The organism is Thiolinea disciformis DSM 14473 (genome assembly GCF_000371925.1).
Classification (GTDB): domain Bacteria; phylum Pseudomonadota; class Gammaproteobacteria; order Thiotrichales; family Thiotrichaceae; genus Thiolinea; species Thiolinea disciformis.
The window spans coordinates 33,078-48,767 of the sequence record NZ_AQVE01000021.1 but is presented as its reverse complement, the minus strand read 5'-3'; the positions used below and the strand labels follow the sequence as shown (position 1 = coordinate 48,767).

Genomic DNA, 15,690 nt, shown 5'->3' with positions numbered 1-15,690 from the left:
TCAACACAAATGATATTTAGGAGTACTCATTATGGCTTTCACTTTACCCGCTTTGCCTTACGCTCAGGACGCCTTGGCGCCACATATTTCAGCTGAAACCTTCGAGTACCATTATGGCAAACACCATGCTGCTTATGTGAATAACTTAAACAACCTCATCCCAGGTACAGAGTTTGAAAATAGGTCGCTCGAAGAGATTATCAAAACCTCTAGTGGCGGCATTTATAACAATTCCGCACAAGTCTGGAACCATACTTTTTTCTGGAATTGCATGAAACCACAAGGGGGTGCAGCCCCTACCGGAGCTTTGGCAGAAGCGATTAACAAAAAATGGGGTTCTTATGAAGACTTCAAAAAAGCCTTTCAAACCTCCGCTGTCGGCAATTTTGGATCTGGTTGGACATGGCTGGTGAAAAAAGCCGACGGTAGCGTTGATATTGTCAATATGGGCGCAGCAGGCACACCCTTAACCACGGGCGATAAAGCCTTATTGTGCATCGATGTTTGGGAGCACGCTTATTATATTGATTATCGTAATTTACGCCCCAAATTCGTCGAAACTTTCCTAAATCAATTAGTCAACTGGGATTTCGCGGCGCAAAATTTTGCAGGTTAATGATTCAGCTTAGCTTCAGTGAAATAGCTTATTTTCCCAAAGCCGGTCAAATTGTCCGGCTTTTTTTGCATTTAGGACTTGCTGAATTTTGACATTGCAGTTAAAACATCGCCCCAACACCCGTCTGCTTGTGAAGGAATTTATGATAACTAAAACCCTAAGATTAAATGAAACCTCCTCGTTTCTGGTAGAGTGGATTAAGGCTCCCCTTAGAACAGCTTCTATCATTCCTTCTAGCGAACAACTAGCCAAAAAAATGGTTAAGGGCTTAGGTGCTGACAGTGGCCCTGTGATTGAGTTAGGCCCGGGCACAGGGGTATTTACCCGTGAATTACTCCATGCAGGTGTGGCGGAAGCGGATTTAACCTTAGTTGAATTAAATCGAAACTTCGCGTACAGGCTCAAATCACGTTATCCCCAATCGCGCGTTTTCAATGCACGTGCAGAGCAGCTCCATAAATTAAAACTAGCGCCTGCGGGTGCTGTAGTGAGCGGTTTACCTTTCCTTTCCATGCGCGATCAAATTGTCGATGAAATTCTAGATGGCGCTTTTAAGGCTTTAAAATCCGATGGTGTTTTTATTCAATTCACATACGGCCATCGCTGCCCAGTAAAATCGCACTTATTACAAAAGCACGGCCTAGTGGCGGAACGTAGTAGCTTTGTTCTGAATAATTTTCCACCGGCTAGTGTTTACCATATTCGCCGCCACCACAGCTATCCTTTTTAATTTTAGGTTGATGTAATCAAAGTCACATCATGCAATTAGATAGCTTATACCGCTCTTATGCACTCAGTATGAAACTCTTGGGTATGGAGCACAGCATCCAAGAATTTATCTTTAACTTACCGCTAGACTCTTTTCCGAACGCGAGTATTTTGGATGCAGGCTGCGGAACAGGCATTATTGGCTTGAGTTTATTAAAAAAATATCGTCACTCACGATTATTATCGACGGATTTAAATAGCGAATTATTAAAACAAACGCAAAAAAATGCCTTAAAAAATGGCATTAACTTGGCTCAAATTCGGGTAGGCATTGCTGACATCACTATACCTAATCAAGTCAAAGACTTAAAGGGTAATACCTTAAAGCTATTACCCGCTAGCTTTGACGTCGTTTCAACCGGTGGTGTTATTGGTTATTCGAAAAACCCCGTTGCGACTGTCACCGATTTATTTAATCTAGTTAAGCCCGGTGGTTATTTTCTAAATATTGAAATGAATCAATCCAAAATCGGTAGATTAATTGCCAAGCGCTACCATTACTTAACACCGCCTGATAAATTCTTCAAGGGCATGGCGGAGCGTCATGAATTTGAATTGGAAGTGATTCCAGTGCATATCTTCCCTGCGAATCTGACACGTGTATGTTATTTAGCCAAACGTCCGAGTCAAAATCTAGCTTATTGAACAACATTGAATCTAAACTTGACAAAAGCAAAATTTAGTTAATTGACAAGTCAGGATACATCTCCTATATTCGGAACTTAGATTTTTTAAAGGCAGCCTTTAATGGCTGCCTTTTTATTTTTTTAAGCTAGACAGAGGGTTAGCTATGACAACTGCGTCGACTGGATCTTATGTAATGCCTACTTACGCGCGCTTACCAGTGACCTTTGTTCGAGGTGAATTAGCCACCTTGTGGGATGAAAATGGTAAAGCCTATTTAGATGCATTGGCTGGTATTTCTGTGTGCAATATCGGACATGCACACCCTGAAGTTGCGGATGTCATTAGCGAACAAGCGCGAACCCTCGTCCACACCTCGAATGTCTATCATATTGCTTACCAAGAAGCCTTGGGCGCTAAACTTTGCCAACTTTCTGGCATGGAAAAAGTATTTTTCGGCAACTCTGGCGCGGAAGCCAATGAAGCGGCGATTAAATTAGCGCGCTTCCATGGCAATCGAAAAGGTATCGCCGTTCCTAGCATTATTGTGATGAGTGACTCCTTCCATGGTCGTACCATGGCAACGCTCACTGCCACAGGTAACCCTAAAGTACAAACTGGCTTTGCCCCCTTAGTCGAAGGCTTTATTCGTGCTCCTTATGGTGATGCGCAAGCGGTCGCCGATTTATTAGCGCAGAATAATAATATCGTTGCGGTCATGGTCGAGCCGATTCAAGGTGAAGGCGGTATTCGCGTACCGCCCGCCGACTATTTGCCAAAACTACGCGCACTCTGTGATCAATATGATTGCTTATTGATGCTAGACGAAATTCAAGCGGGCTTATGCCGAACGGGCTATTGGTTTGCTTGGCAAGCAAGCAACACGAAACCTGATGTCATGACCCTCGCAAAGGCTTTGGGCAATGGTATGCCGATTGGTGCGTGCTTAGTCAGCGGTAAAGCCAGTGACTTATTTAGTGCTGGTAATCATGGCTCGACATTTGGTGGTAACCCCTTAGCCTGCCGTACAGCGCTGACTGTTTTAGGCATTATGGAACGCGACCAACTCGCTAGCAAAGCCGCTGAATTAGGCGCTTATATGCTAGAACAATTTAAAGCAAAGCTTGCTCATACCCAAGGAGTAACGGCGGTGCGTGGGCGAGGTCTAATGCTGGGCATCGAACTAGAGCGTGATTGTGGTGATTTGGTCAAACAAGCCTTAGAGCAAGGGCTTTTAATCAATGTAACCGCAGCTAAAGTGATTCGCTTATTGCCCCCCCTTATTATCACACAAGCTCAAGCCGATCAGATCGTTAATCTTGTGGTGGATTTAGTGCAGCGTTTCCTTGCAGTTCAGTCACGTTAGAGGAGAAAAATCATGCAAACTGTCAGACATTTTCTAACCTTAAAAGACTGTAGTCCTGCTGAATTAACGGCGCTGATTGAACGTGCTATTGATTTAAAAGCGATGACTAAACGTGGGGAAACCTATCAGCCGCTTAAAGATCGTACGCTGGCTATGATTTTTGAAAAGGCCTCAACGCGTACCCGCGTTTCTTTTGAAACCGGCATGACACAATTAGGTGGACATGCACTATTCCTATCGCCGGATGATACCCAATTAGGACGTGGCGAACCCATTGAAGATTCGGCGCGCGTTATTTCGCGCATGGTCGATTTGGTCATGATACGCACGTTTGAGCAAGAAAAAGTCGAGAAATTTGCTGCCTACTCACGCGTACCCGTCATTAATGCTTTGACCGATATGTATCATCCATGTCAACTCTTAGCCGATATTATGACGTGGACTGAACAACGTGGTTCACCGAAAGGCCGTACTGCTGCCTGGATTGGTGATGGTAACAATATGTGTCATTCGTGGATGAATGCCGCCACCCAATTTGGCTTCACCTTAAATATTGCCACACCGCAGGGTTATGATCCCAATCCTCAAGTTGTGGCAGCCAATCAAGCGCAATTACATTTTTTCCGTGATCCAAATGAGGCTGCCAAAGGCGCTGATGTCATCATTACCGATACTTGGGCCAGTATGGGGCAAGAAGCAGAGAAAAAAGCACGCGAAAAAGCGTTTGCTGGCTTCCAAGTCACTGAAGCAATGATGGCCTTAGCTCATCCCGATGCTATTTTTATGCATTGCTTGCCAGCTTATCGTGGCCTAGAAGTAGCCGCAGAAGTCATCGATGGCCCCCAAAGTGTCATTTGGGATGAGGCGGAAAATCGCCTTCATGCCCAAAAGGCACTGATGGAAGCCTTATTCTTAGGCTTTCCTCATTAAATGCGCATTATTACCGCGAATGTTAATGGCATTCGCTCTGCCACCCAAAAAGGTTTCATGACTTGGCTTTTGGCACAACAGGCTGATGTCGTCTGCATTCAAGAAACAAAAGCACAAATCTGGCAACTAGAAGAAAATCGCAAGTTATTTTTTCCTGAGGGTTATTACTGCTATTACCATGATGCACAAAAAAAAGGTTATAGCGGTGTAGCGATTTATGCGCGCCAACAGCCGGATCAAGTTATTTATGGTATGGGCTGTGAGGAGTTTGACTCAGAAGGCCGTTATATAGAAGCACGGTTTGGAAAATTAAGTGTTGCTTCATTATATTTACCCTCGGCCTCCTCACGCGAAGAACGACAAGATGTTAAATATCGCTGCATGGCACACCTAGAAACTGTCATGAATAAATTAACTGACGATAAGCGCGATGTCATTGTTGGCGGCGATTGGAATATTGCACATCAAGAGCGCGATATTCGCAATTGGAAAAGCAATTTGAAGACTTCTGGTTTTTTACCAGAAGAGCGTGCTTGGTTAGACAAACTCTTTAATAATTGGCAATGGGTGGATGCCTTTCGTGAATTAGAACAAGCTGAACACGAATATACTTGGTGGTCTATGCGTATGCGAGCTTTTGAAAAAAATGTGGGCTGGCGCATTGATTATCAAATCTTAAGCCCGTCCCTGCGCGGTACGGTTAAGGCGACTCAGATTTATAAACACGAACGTTTTTCTGATCATGCTCCTTTAATTATTGATTATAATTACACTACCAGCTAAAAAAGGCCAGTTGGTTGGCCTTTTTTAATTTCTTAATATCCGTTAACAAGCAGTCCACCAACAATTTCCCACTGTTTCTTGAAACTGCATAGCTTTATCATATTTTGGTGCGGCACTACGCTCTTGGTTTAAGTGCTCTTTAATCCCAAACGTCCCAAACTTATGATAACTCTGTGGCATCGTAAACAGTGTGAATAGTTTACCGCCATTGGCCTTAAAAGCATTTAATAACTGAGTATAGCGCTCACCCATACGCGGATCACGATTTGCACCACGAATAAGACTCTGCATTCGTGCAATTTCAGCATTAATCTGCGCAATTTCAGCAGCACTAGCGCCACTTGGAATTTGATAATGGCTATAGTCAATGGTTAAGTGCTGTCCACCTTCATAAGTGTAAAAATCTAACTTCTTGCCACGATCGTTGGTAAATTCATTGGCCACCACAGCTTGTCGTGTTAGCCAATAGATGGTTTTAGCCATGCCATAAGGATCATTAACATTATCAATAATCGAGAAAATGTCATCAACGCTGACAGCCTCCTTCACTACTTTGGGGATAGCTACAGTATCTGAGCAAGCCGCAATAGGCGTACCATTACTGGCAGCACGACTCCAACAGCCATAAAAATAAGGTGCACTTGCTAATACATCAACATACGTCGCATTGCCATTATAAGCGAGCATATTACGCGAACCCCATTCATCTAAATTATAGGTATTTAATACCCTTACTAAACGATTAGTGCCGCCAAAGATACGCGCCCACTCTTTAAATATTTCTACTGAACGATTGGAATAATATTTATAACCTGCTCGATAACCATTAGTGTCTAAATCTTTACCTTTTTCACGGACGTATAGCGAAGCCCAGAAGATACCATTCCACGTTTCATTACTGTACTCAATATGTGCTTTTAAAGTCGCTTTTAAATTATCACGTACATAAGTAGCATAATTGCTAATATATTCAGCCGTTGCATTATGTGGAATATTAAACCAAGGATCACGATTTAATTGATTCGCTAACGCAACAGCTACCTCTAAAGGCACACCGCGTGCATAACGCTCTAATAGTGACGTGCGAGCAGACCCACCCCATGTGGCTTGATTCATTTGCGCACGTTGGCCCCAAGTAAATTCTTGCAGCAAACAGGTTTTGTAAGCATCACCTGTCAGGGTATAACACGGATTGCGCGGGCTAGCCTCCATGAAATTCATCATGCGTAAGACTTTAAAGTCTTTTAGGAAGCGTAAATAATCGGGATTAAAAACAACATTATTGCGATTCGCTTTGAGCATTGTTTCAAAGCTCAAATATTTTCCACTAGCACATTGAGTCGCATTATCGACCCGCACTAAAACATTTCCAGAGCAAATCCCCCCCGGCATAATCACGCGAATATTTTTAACTGGATTAGCCTCGTTAGTGCTATTAATCGTGAGGCGTAAACCAGCCCGATTAGTCGTCACATTATTCATTAAGACTGAAGTGACTTCGATTACATCACGATTGGCCGTACTTTCCGCTGCAATTTTATTGGCTATACCATAGTAAGTAATCGTGCCACTGCCTTCATAAAGTACCGTGTATTTACCGAGTGGGATCGCGCCAACAGGCACACCTTGCAACATGATCGCCGTCGCATAACTAGGCACTTTGAGCACTGCATGATTTTGTGTCGCACAAGAAGCAGGTATCTTGGTCGGCCAGCCATTCGTGTCATAGCTAATGTCGGTGCAAGAATATTCTTTAAACGGGCGCGCAATACGGAAAATATCTGCAAACGGCGCTGGCTGCCCACCGACATCATCGGCCTCAGGCTGTGGCGATTCCACATTAATCGCTAAAGAAGGTTTAAATAAAGCTAACGGCTGCCGATTATACAAAGCTAATTGCTTGGCCAGAGCCGCTTCGAATACATCTTGGCTTGCGTGTAAAACCGTCGGTAAATTAGCGTAATTGGGAAGTGGCGTGGTACTAGCTAGGCGAATACCCGTGCTTGCATTGAGATCATTATCGGCGCTCAATAAAGCACGCTGTAGATTTTTTGTAACGGTATAGACACAATTGCTCGCTGCACCCACTACATTCGTGCAATAACTTGCTGCTAAATCTGCTTCTGTTATCAAGGCCTTTGCATCAATAGGGCCAAAATTTTGATTAAATAAAGTAAAACTTAGTTTATCTTGTTGATAATATTTGAATTGGGCTGAAGTATTGGTGACACCAGTGAGCGTAGTTTGGCTAGTATTGGTGGAGGCTGACTGATAGCGAAAGTTAATTAAACCCACTCTCGTCGTACTAGCTGGAAGATTAATCATGAGTCTACCATTGAGCACACTCCCTATGCGCTCAGCCGCTTGTCCTGCTATCGTACTTTGTTGAGTATCGTCAACACAAGCTTGTAATCCCAGTATTGTTACCAAGATTAGCGCTATTTTTTTAAGCATAAACAAGCTCCCTTTGTCAGCCATGCCACTATTTATATATCCTAACAATACTAGCGTAATGCAAAGAGCTAACACTAATCGCTAACTTTTATCGGCATTATAAAGCTGACGACTGGAGCTTTATACTAAAACTATATTGACTATACTATCATTCAAAATACTTTTCACTTCATAGAAAATTAGTGATGACAATTAGCGACCAAATGCCTTATCAAACCGATTTATCCCTCTACGATTAAAACGCAATAGTCCTATTAAGCCTAATAATATAACCGAGAAACTGCCTGCACCACCTGCAGTACGCTCACCACTGACTCCACCTGAACCTGCATTACTCCCACCGCCGCTACTGCCCAGAGCGATAGGTGCACCTGTGCCTCCTCCTTGGCTATTCGTTAAAGGATTTATGTCATTCAAATCGCGTGGCGTAATAGCGATCGAGGACCAATGGGCGTCCATACGTGGGGAGTCCTCAGCACGCGGTACATGATAAAATGTTGTACTCGGCCACAAAACAAGGTCTTGATTGGCTAAAGATTCATTATTGGCAAAGGCATTTAAACTAGCAGCACAAGCACCGCCTGTTGGATTATGTGAAGCAAATAACTCACAGGTTTTTTGTCGGGTAACATAAAAATCATATTGATTGAAAGCCTCTATCGCAGGCCCATCTTCGCGCTGTACTGATTGAGGTAAACGAACTTCATAAGAAATTGGCAAACCTTTCGCATTCTTGACCGCACCATCGACAATACGCCAACGTCTTAATTGCTCAGGATTTACCGAGCGCCCCGCCTCTTGATTGAAGCGTGTGGTGTTTCTGGCTAATTGCCCCGCTTGATTAGGCGTAAAATTCAGCTCTTCCACATAATCATCATTGGCGGTTCCAGCAAGATCGAAATCTAATTTCCAGAAGAAATTGTGGGTGTGCGAAATGCCCACTTTATTATCGGCTACTAACCACCCTTGCTCGCTCGCGGCCATAGTCCCATAACGTTGTAAAGCACCTGTTGCACCCACCAACGCTTCAATCGACCCATCATCCAGAAAACGCCATGTAGGAATATAGTTATAGGCGCCAATCGTAGACACACTAAATAAACTCAGCGCATCACCATGTAGCTGCTTGTCTACTGTCGCATAACCACTGCTGGCAGGCGTAATTTGCTGGCAAATAACCGACTTACCGGCATAGTTCAGTAAGCGACCATTCGGACACTCGCTAGTTGTCAGACTCGCCATATATTGATTGCCTAAACCATAATCCGAAATATCATGGTAGCGTGCGCCATTGTCATCATACGGGACGTGGATTTGCGCGAGCGCTGCTAAATTCAGAATCTGCAAGCGTTGGCCATGAGGCGGCGTATAGTGCATTTTGTGTAACACAATGCCTTCGCGAGCACGGTGCTCCCAACACATATCCCAACGTGCCTGATTAGGTAAAGTGACATTGAGATAATACTCATCCGAACAATATTCAGCAGCCTGTCCCAGCTCTGAGCCTAAAAACAAAGTGAGTAGTAACGATATTTTGCGGTTCATGGTGGATATGGTTTTAGTATTCATGATCCCATTTTAGGTGTAACCATAAGCACAATCTATTAAACTAGCTATTGACGGTAAAAAGTTACGGATAAAAGACAAAGCAAATAAATATTTATTATAATGTGCACTCGCTAGTTAAGTTTTACGCAATAACGCCACTATAGTGTTCACAGGATAATTTTTTTGAAACGATGAACCTTTTACCAGCTACAAACCACCATTAAGAAGTTGGTAAAAAATTTTACTGAATCTGACCTAGAAATGACGTAAGATGCTTTGTCTCATTTCTACAACGTCATTCTTAAGTTCTTGATTCCCCTAAAGACCATTTACCTATAGCTTATTTATGCAAAGTATTTTCTTTGAAGTAAAAACAATCGGTTCAGGCCGTTTATTTATTATGCCTTGCCCAAATGGTGAGCAGCTTGCGGATGAAATGGTCAACTACATGGAGGCAGGCTTTAATAAAATAGTTTGCTTGCTGGAAAACCAAGAAATGATGCGCTTAGGTGTCGCCTTTGAGCCACGTTTGTGCTTACAATTAGGGATGGAGTTTGAGCACTTCCCTATTCCTGACCGCCATACCCCTACACGTCATAAACCGTTTCATGAGCTAGTGGAAAAACTCTATCAAGACCTACAACATGGTAAAAATGTTGCGATTCATTGCTATGCCGGTATTGGTCGCACGGGTGTATTGGCGGGCTGCTTATTAATTCGCGATGGAATGAGTGCACAAGATGCGACTGAATTACTGTCGAGCATTCGTGGTCACAATATGCCACAAACACAAGAGCAATATGATTTTTTACTAGAATGGCCAAACGCAGCCCATACTCCCCATAAACCCAGTTCAAAAGGTTGGTTTAAGCGTTTGCTCACTCCCGCTTAATTAAAAAATAACCTTGACACTACTTGGGTTTTAGTTCTACGATTTCGCCAACTTTCAAACGTTTACTTAGGAGACATACAACATGCTTGTCAATTACACACAACGCTCCATTCATTTACATTAATGTCTCCCGCTGCTTGTTGGGAGACTGATCACAGTCATCCGGCAAGTACGCGCTAGTGTGTAAAAGCATGTCAAAAGCCCGGATGGCGTAAGTCTCCGGGTTTTTTTATGCCCGGAATAAATACAGTAAGAGAGACTTTATGCCTGTTAAATTAACCCTCGAGCAGGGGAAAGTTCCGGTCAAGATTTATACTGATGAAGTAGATCAGGGCTCATTGAATCAGTTGCGCAATATTGCACAGCTACCCTTTATTCATAGCCATATCGCTGCTATGCCTGATGTACATTATGGCATTGGTGCAACGGTCGGCTCAGTGATCCCTACCAAGGGGGCTATTATTCCGGCGGCGGTTGGGGTAGACATTGGCTGTGGTATGAACGCTATTCGTTTATCACTCAAAGCCGACGACTTACCCGACAATCTTTACAGTGTACGCAGTGCAATTGAAAAACTAGTGCCGGTTGGATTTGCTCAGCATCGCAGTCCATCAATCCAAGCTGCAACCCTAAAAAATATGGAAAAACACTTGAATGTCATCACGGATAAGCATCCGGGCTTGCTCAAAATGTTAAATAATTTCCAGCGTGTTTGGGGCTTACAACTGGGGACTTTGGGTGGCGGCAATCACTTTATTGAACTTTGCTTAGATGAAAGTGATGATGTTTGGGTCATGCTGCACTCAGGTAGTCGCGGCATTGGCAATGTAATTGGTCGTTATTTTATTGAAAAAGCTAAAAAAGATGTGGGTAAAGCATTAGGTAATTTACCCGATAAAGATTTGGCTTATTTTACTGAAGGCACACAGCACTTTGATGATTATGTGGAAGCGGTAGGCTGGGCGCAGGACTATGCCATGGTCAATCGGCGCGAGATGATGCGTTTGGTGCTGGAGGCTTTACAGACCCAATTAAAGCCTTTTAGCACGACGCGCGAAGCCATCAACTGTCATCATAACTATGTGCAAAAAGAAACCCACTTTGGTGCAGAAGTGTACTTGACGCGTAAAGGCGCTATCAGTGCACAAGCAGGTGAGCTGGGCATTATTCCGGGTAGTATGGGTGCAAAATCATTCATAGTACGCGGCCTAGGTAATGAACATTCTTTTTGCTCGTGTTCACATGGTGCTGGGCGGCGCATGAGTCGTACGGAGGCTAAACGCCGTTTTAATGCCCAAGATTTAGCGAAACAAACTGAAGGTGTTGAATGTCGAAAAGATAAGAATGTGGTGGATGAAATCCCGAGCGCTTATAAAGACATCGATACTGTTATGCAATATCAAAACGACCTTGTTGAGGTAGTACATACCTTAAAACAAGTTTTGTGTGTCAAAGGCTAAGCCTTTGCGCACAGCTTAAGAGGATTAAATCATGAAAGCTCAAAAATTTGTCTCGTGGTCAGGCCCAGCGCCTGACTGTCACTTTACGCTCGGCAGAAGAATAAGCCGTAGCTATGCCCTTATCCGAACAAGTGACCACTCGCCACTAGCTAAGCCTAGTGGCACTAACACGAGATTAGCATTATGGAGAAATACGAATTAGACGAAATTCTGGCAAGCTTGCGTGGCGAGCGCACGTTATTTCGTTACACACGCGATGCTTATGCCTTGCAATTATTGCGTGATTATATTGGTCAAGGCATGAGCATCGCGCAAGTACGACAATCACCTTTTGCCAACTGGCTAAATAAGCCTATTGTCAAACAAGCGCTGGCTTATGCAGGAAAAGGTGAGTTAAAACCGCAGCATTTGGAATGGGCGACTTGGGAACAGCCTATGTTGAATTTTGTGCTCACGCTGGATCAATGGGGTGATGAGCGCAATAGTCAGCGTAAGTGGAAACAAATGTCACGTACCGGCTATCATTTGGTAATGCAATTGAATTTCGCTAATGACCATCAAGAGCGCTTCCAACAATTAGTCAAGGGTGCAGATCATGGTGAATTCTCTTATTGGGGTCACCCGATCAATAAGTCCAAGCATGAGACCTTAGCCTGGGCGCGGATTGATGTGGACTTTGCATCTAATCAAGCCTTGATTGAGGAATTACAATCTGATTGGGTACGTCAGGTAAAGCGCGATTGGCAGACCTGGCGTTTTGATAATATCAACACTTACCGCGAAGAAGTGCTCAAGCCTTATGCGCAAGTGTGGGATGAAGCTTTAATGGCGGCGACGATTCAATTGATTCGTCATGATTTAGGCATTAAAGAGATTTTTTATAATAGCTTTGACACCGGCAATTTTTTGAAAGGTATTCGTGGCGACAGCAAGCCTCCACGCTCCATGTACACGACCTTACCTGAGAAATTTGCTTTTACCCTGACTGACGAAGTGCCACGTTTTTTGGAAGGTTTGCGCGAAGTCAATAAAGCGCAACGCAAACTGAGCCAAGGTGCACGTTGGTTTAAATTTCCCAACTAAGGAAGCAGTTATGCCCAGTAAAATCAAGATAAAGCCGCAAAAACGTGTGCGTGTAAATCCGATTGCACGCGCCCCGATTCTGCGTAAAGGCGGTGAACATCGCAAGTCACGTTCTGGTGAACGACAGGCTGACAAACGCCAATTACGTAAATTATTAGCAAAGGTAGGAGCCGGCGACGGCTCCGCCGACTTAACGTTTACAGTGCAATAACACCCACAATAATCTCTTCCTCAAAGTGATGCTCATCACAATTCTTGCCGACGCCACCGCTTCGATCTAAACACAGAAAATCCCTTTCGCCTGCTGGACTAAACAGATAGTGGTGCCACACACCGCGATGATAGTTAATGCCTTGATGTGCACCCACTACAAATAAACGTATTTTATCTACCTCAGGCCGCTCAGCGCGTGGTGCTACGATGGTTAAGAAAGGTAGCCGCTCCATGGAAATAAAGCCTTGACTACTCAGGGGATGACGCTCCATAACGAGAATACGTAGCGGGAAAACCGCAGGCTGAGAACGAAAAATACTCACCGTCGGCTTACCGCCATTTTCCAGCGTATCTAATAAAGCCAAATCACTATAACGTGCAGTTTTACCATAATTGATGGTGTAAGAATCACGCCCTGCCCGCTCAATCACATCACCAAAGGGAGCAAATGCTTCTGCGGTCAAGGGTTCAGGAATGAGAACTTTCATATTAACCTGCTGCACTTAAGTGACCAAAGGCACGTAAACGACTCACACCACCATCTGGATACATATTTAGGCGCAGATGCGAGATAGCGCCAATCTTGTTTAACTGCTCAACATAGGTAAATTCGGTGTCTGCCGCCATACGTTGCAGTGGCAATAACTCCTGCCAATATAAACTTTGCGTGGCAATACTATTTTCATTGCCACCCGTATAGAGCGTGCCATAGACTGAGCATTCATAAGGATAATTTCCCTTAAAATGCGCCGTATCCAGTACTAAACGCCTCACCTCACCCACTCCCGCCAACCGTAAAATCGCCCAATCAAACCCCGGCTCACGTCGACGGCGTGTTTCCCAACCATCCCCCATATTAATACCACGCCCCGGTGCGATTAGATTACTAATGTGCCCATAATGCATATCACTCGCACACAAGGCACGACCACCATTTAGCATAGCGGCTAGATCCATTTCCTCATTTTTAAGCTGACTCAAATCGCGCTGCACTTGCCCATAAACCCGCAAACGTGCCACACCACCATCGGGATAAATATTTAAGCGCAGGTAATTCCACGTCTCGCGTGATTCAATGACGAAAGGATTATGGGTATTACCTTGCAAGGTTTGCGCACTTAAAATAGTCGTCCAAGCGGTATTTTCATTCGGTACATCAGCGCTATAGCACGCATCAATACTCGCAGAGGGCGCGAAATTACCCGTGAAATGCGAGGTATCAATATCAAAGCCATGAACCATACCGGGGCAAATGCGAATAATCGCATGATCATAGCCATTGCCACGTTTACGGCGTGTTTCCCAGCCATCCATCCACTTGCCATTATCATCGTATTTCCCCGGGATAAATACCGCAGGATCGGGATTTAACATACGCTCTAAAGGGGCAAAAAATTCATCACTGGCTGCAATGGCGGCTGCCCCTAGGCGCGGCTGGGCAAGATTAACATAAGCCTTCTGTAACTGTTCCAAGATGGCGCTCATTTTTGTTATATCCCTATAGTATTAAATCATTAACGCGAAACATGGCAATACGATTTATTTGACTTAAAGCCATCGCAAACTCTTCGCTTTTACTATTATGAAGTCGCGTTTCAAAGCCCCCTAAAATTTGCTGCCGCGTTGCATTTTTTACCGCCATAATAAATGGAAATTCAAAGCGATCTTTATAACGCGTATTCAAATCATGAAAGCGTGCTAATTCTTCCGGCGAGCATTGATCTAAACCAGCACTAGCTTGTTCATTAGTCGAAGCCGCCGTCAATTCACCACGCAAAGCCGCTTTTCCCGCCAAATCAGGATGGGCACGAATCAACGCTAATTGCTCTTCATAGGAAGCTTGAGCCAAGCTGTCACACATAGCCGTGAGTAAAGCCTCACGGTCTGCAAATGGCCTTGCGGGATAAGCGCGCTCCGCTACCCAAGGCGAATGCTCATAAACGCCTCCCAGTAGTTTCACGAAATCGGCTGGGTTTAACGCATTAAGTGCAGCAATCGTGTATTTCATACGCGACTACCTTTGGACGCGGGATGCTCCTTGATCCAATGTTCGGCTATATCAATGCGTCGACACAGCCAGACATCGGGATGGCTTTGTACATAATCGACAAAGCGCTGTAAGGCCGCGAAACGCGCAGGCCGCCCCACAATACGACAATGTAAACCAATGGAGAGCATTTTCGGCGTTTCAGCACCCTCCGCGTACAACACATCAAAGGCATCTTTTAGGTACTGAAAATACTGCTCACCGCTATTAAACCCTTGGAAGCTGGCAAAACGCATATCATTGGTATCAAGTGTATAAGGTATCACCAAGTGATTTTTGCCCTGCACCTGCACCCAAAACGGCAAATCATCGCTGTAATCATCCGCGTCATAAACAAAGCTACCCTGCTCAACGACTAAATCACGCGTATTTGGACTAGTACGTCCGGTATACCAACCCTTAGGTTTGGCACCCGTCATCTGCTCGATAATCTCAATGGCACGTTGCATGTGCTCGCGCTCGGTGTCTTTATCCATGAATTGATAATCAATCCAACGCCAGCCATGACTACAAATTTCAAAATCTGCTTTTAGCATGGCCTCCACGGCACGAGGATTACGCGCTAAGGCCATCGCAACACCGAAAATAGTCAGCGGGATATGGCGCTCATGGAATAATTTATAAATACGCCAAAAGCCCACACGACTACCATATTCGTAAAGAGATTCCATGCTTGGGTGACGCATTCCCTCATACGCACGTGCACCAATAATTTCGGAAAGAAAGGTTTCAGACGCCGCATCGCCATGCAGAATAGAATTTTCTCCGCCTTCCTCATAATTCAGAACGAACTGTAGCGCAATCCGCGCCCCACCCGGCCAATTAGCTTTGGGTACTTGGTCGGCATAGCCTATTAAGTCACGTGGATAGTTGGAGTCTTTTTGCTGAGGAGTCATCATGCTCACT

At 44.4% G+C, this 15,690-nt stretch carries 16 protein-coding genes; 10 read left to right on the top strand and 6 right to left on the bottom strand.

The genetic code is table 11. The features are described from left to right. Nucleotides 1–31 precede the first annotated feature (31 nt). From A3IE_RS0114700 to A3IE_RS0114670, 6 genes are all read left to right on the top strand, one after another. Entirely contained in the window at nt 32–616 is a 585-nt protein-coding gene (locus tag A3IE_RS0114700) for a superoxide dismutase (RefSeq protein WP_020396386.1), read from the top strand. A 142-nt stretch (nt 617–758) separates the two neighbouring features. Next, the gene (locus tag A3IE_RS0114690; protein ID WP_020396384.1) at nt 759–1,346 is read left to right on the top strand and encodes a class I SAM-dependent methyltransferase; all 588 of its coding nucleotides are present in this window, start codon (nt 759–761) and stop codon (nt 1,344–1,346) included. Between the two features lie 29 nt (nt 1,347–1,375). After that, on the top strand, nt 1,376–2,029 hold the full coding sequence (locus tag A3IE_RS0114685; protein ID WP_020396383.1) for a class I SAM-dependent methyltransferase: 654 nt from the start codon (nt 1,376–1,378) through the stop codon (nt 2,027–2,029). 145 nt (nt 2,030–2,174) lie between these two features. Then, nucleotides 2,175–3,374 carry an aspartate aminotransferase family protein gene (locus A3IE_RS0114680; protein ID WP_033407302.1) on the top strand — a complete coding sequence of 400 codons (1,200 nt, stop codon included), beginning with the start codon at nt 2,175–2,177 and terminating at the stop codon, nt 3,372–3,374. A gap of 12 nt (nt 3,375–3,386) precedes the next feature. Then, nucleotides 3,387–4,304 carry an ornithine carbamoyltransferase gene (gene argF, locus A3IE_RS0114675; RefSeq protein WP_020396381.1) on the top strand — a complete coding sequence of 306 codons (918 nt, stop codon included), beginning with the start codon at nt 3,387–3,389 and terminating at the stop codon, nt 4,302–4,304. Beyond that, nucleotides 4,305–5,087 (top strand): exodeoxyribonuclease III, encoded by a 783-nt coding sequence (locus A3IE_RS0114670; RefSeq protein WP_020396380.1) that lies wholly within the window; start codon nt 4,305–4,307, stop codon nt 5,085–5,087. Between the two features lie 42 nt (nt 5,088–5,129). On the opposite strand, the gene A3IE_RS0114665 is transcribed toward A3IE_RS0114670, so the two are convergent. Together A3IE_RS0114665 and A3IE_RS0114660 are read right to left on the bottom strand one after the other, a co-directional pair. After that, the gene (locus A3IE_RS0114665) at nt 5,130–7,541 is read right to left on the bottom strand and encodes a hypothetical protein (protein ID WP_033407300.1); all 2,412 of its coding nucleotides are present in this window, start codon (nt 7,539–7,541) and stop codon (nt 5,130–5,132) included. Nucleotides 7,542–7,733: 192 nt separating this feature from the next. Further along, nucleotides 7,734–9,110, bottom strand: a complete 1,377-nt coding sequence (locus A3IE_RS0114660; protein ID WP_020396378.1) for a copper amine oxidase — start codon at nt 9,108–9,110, stop codon at nt 7,734–7,736. A 325-nt stretch (nt 9,111–9,435) separates the two neighbouring features. On the opposite strand from A3IE_RS0114660, the gene A3IE_RS20845 reads away from it, so the two are divergent. The 4 genes from A3IE_RS20845 (at nt 9,436) to A3IE_RS0114640 (ending at nt 12,735) form a co-directional block, all read left to right on the top strand. After that, entirely contained in the window at nt 9,436–9,981 is a 546-nt protein-coding gene (locus A3IE_RS20845) for a protein-tyrosine phosphatase family protein (RefSeq protein ID WP_020396377.1), read from the top strand. Between the two features lie 263 nt (nt 9,982–10,244). Further along, entirely contained in the window at nt 10,245–11,441 is a 1,197-nt protein-coding gene (locus tag A3IE_RS0114650) for an RtcB family protein (protein WP_020396376.1), read from the top strand. Between the two features lie 183 nt (nt 11,442–11,624). Then, entirely contained in the window at nt 11,625–12,524 is a 900-nt protein-coding gene (locus tag A3IE_RS0114645) for a hypothetical protein (protein WP_020396375.1), read from the top strand. A gap of 10 nt (nt 12,525–12,534) precedes the next feature. Then, entirely contained in the window at nt 12,535–12,735 is a 201-nt protein-coding gene (locus tag A3IE_RS0114640) for a hypothetical protein (RefSeq protein ID WP_020396374.1), read from the top strand. Here A3IE_RS0114640 and A3IE_RS0114635 read toward each other — a convergent pair. Genes A3IE_RS0114635 through puuE form a run of 4 tightly spaced genes read right to left on the bottom strand, consistent with a single transcriptional unit; the run spans nt 12,722 to nt 15,683 of the window. Further along, nucleotides 12,722–13,225 (bottom strand): ureidoglycolate lyase, encoded by a 504-nt coding sequence (locus A3IE_RS0114635; RefSeq protein ID WP_020396373.1) that lies wholly within the window; start codon nt 13,223–13,225, stop codon nt 12,722–12,724. The two genes, A3IE_RS0114640 and A3IE_RS0114635, sit on opposite strands and share 14 nt — an antisense overlap. A gap of 1 nt (nt 13,226) precedes the next feature. Further along, entirely contained in the window at nt 13,227–14,222 is a 996-nt protein-coding gene (gene alc, locus A3IE_RS0114630) for an allantoicase (RefSeq protein WP_020396372.1), read from the bottom strand. A 13-nt stretch (nt 14,223–14,235) separates the two neighbouring features. Continuing rightward, complete coding sequence (uraD, locus tag A3IE_RS0114625) at nt 14,236–14,745, bottom strand: 2-oxo-4-hydroxy-4-carboxy-5-ureidoimidazoline decarboxylase (RefSeq protein ID WP_020396371.1); 510 nt, start codon at nt 14,743–14,745, stop codon at nt 14,236–14,238. Next, nucleotides 14,742–15,683 carry an allantoinase PuuE gene (puuE, locus tag A3IE_RS0114620; protein WP_020396370.1) on the bottom strand — a complete coding sequence of 314 codons (942 nt, stop codon included), beginning with the start codon at nt 15,681–15,683 and terminating at the stop codon, nt 14,742–14,744. Before puuE ends, uraD begins: the two co-directional genes overlap by 4 nt. Between the last annotated feature and the right edge of the window lie 7 nt (nt 15,684–15,690).

Bases quoted from the DNA above. Each gene is read 5' to 3' on its own strand.
- A3IE_RS0114640 (WP_020396374.1), top strand. From the start codon at position 12,535: ATGCCCAGTAAAATCAAGATAAAGCCGCAAAAACGTGTGCGTGTAAAT.
- A3IE_RS0114635 (WP_020396373.1), bottom strand. From the start codon at position 13,225: ATGAAAGTTCTCATTCCTGAACCCTTGACCGCAGAAGCATTTGCTCCC.
- A3IE_RS0114645 (WP_020396375.1), top strand. From the start codon at position 11,625: ATGGAGAAATACGAATTAGACGAAATTCTGGCAAGCTTGCGTGGCGAG.
- A3IE_RS0114660 (WP_020396378.1), bottom strand. From the start codon at position 9,110: ATGAATACTAAAACCATATCCACCATGAACCGCAAAATATCGTTACTA.
- A3IE_RS0114650 (WP_020396376.1), top strand. From the start codon at position 10,245: ATGCCTGTTAAATTAACCCTCGAGCAGGGGAAAGTTCCGGTCAAGATT.
- A3IE_RS0114670 (WP_020396380.1), top strand. From the start codon at position 4,305: ATGCGCATTATTACCGCGAATGTTAATGGCATTCGCTCTGCCACCCAA.
- alc (WP_020396372.1), bottom strand. From the start codon at position 14,222: ATGAGCGCCATCTTGGAACAGTTACAGAAGGCTTATGTTAATCTTGCC.
- A3IE_RS20845 (WP_020396377.1), top strand. From the start codon at position 9,436: ATGCAAAGTATTTTCTTTGAAGTAAAAACAATCGGTTCAGGCCGTTTA.
- A3IE_RS0114680 (WP_033407302.1), top strand. From the start codon at position 2,175: ATGACAACTGCGTCGACTGGATCTTATGTAATGCCTACTTACGCGCGC.
- A3IE_RS0114700 (WP_020396386.1), top strand. From the start codon at position 32: ATGGCTTTCACTTTACCCGCTTTGCCTTACGCTCAGGACGCCTTGGCG.
- argF (WP_020396381.1), top strand. From the start codon at position 3,387: ATGCAAACTGTCAGACATTTTCTAACCTTAAAAGACTGTAGTCCTGCT.
- A3IE_RS0114685 (WP_020396383.1), top strand. From the start codon at position 1,376: ATGCAATTAGATAGCTTATACCGCTCTTATGCACTCAGTATGAAACTC.
- puuE (WP_020396370.1), bottom strand. From the start codon at position 15,683: ATGATGACTCCTCAGCAAAAAGACTCCAACTATCCACGTGACTTAATA.
- A3IE_RS0114665 (WP_033407300.1), bottom strand. From the start codon at position 7,541: ATGCTTAAAAAAATAGCGCTAATCTTGGTAACAATACTGGGATTACAA.
- A3IE_RS0114690 (WP_020396384.1), top strand. From the start codon at position 759: ATGATAACTAAAACCCTAAGATTAAATGAAACCTCCTCGTTTCTGGTA.
- uraD (WP_020396371.1), bottom strand. From the start codon at position 14,745: ATGAAATACACGATTGCTGCACTTAATGCGTTAAACCCAGCCGATTTC.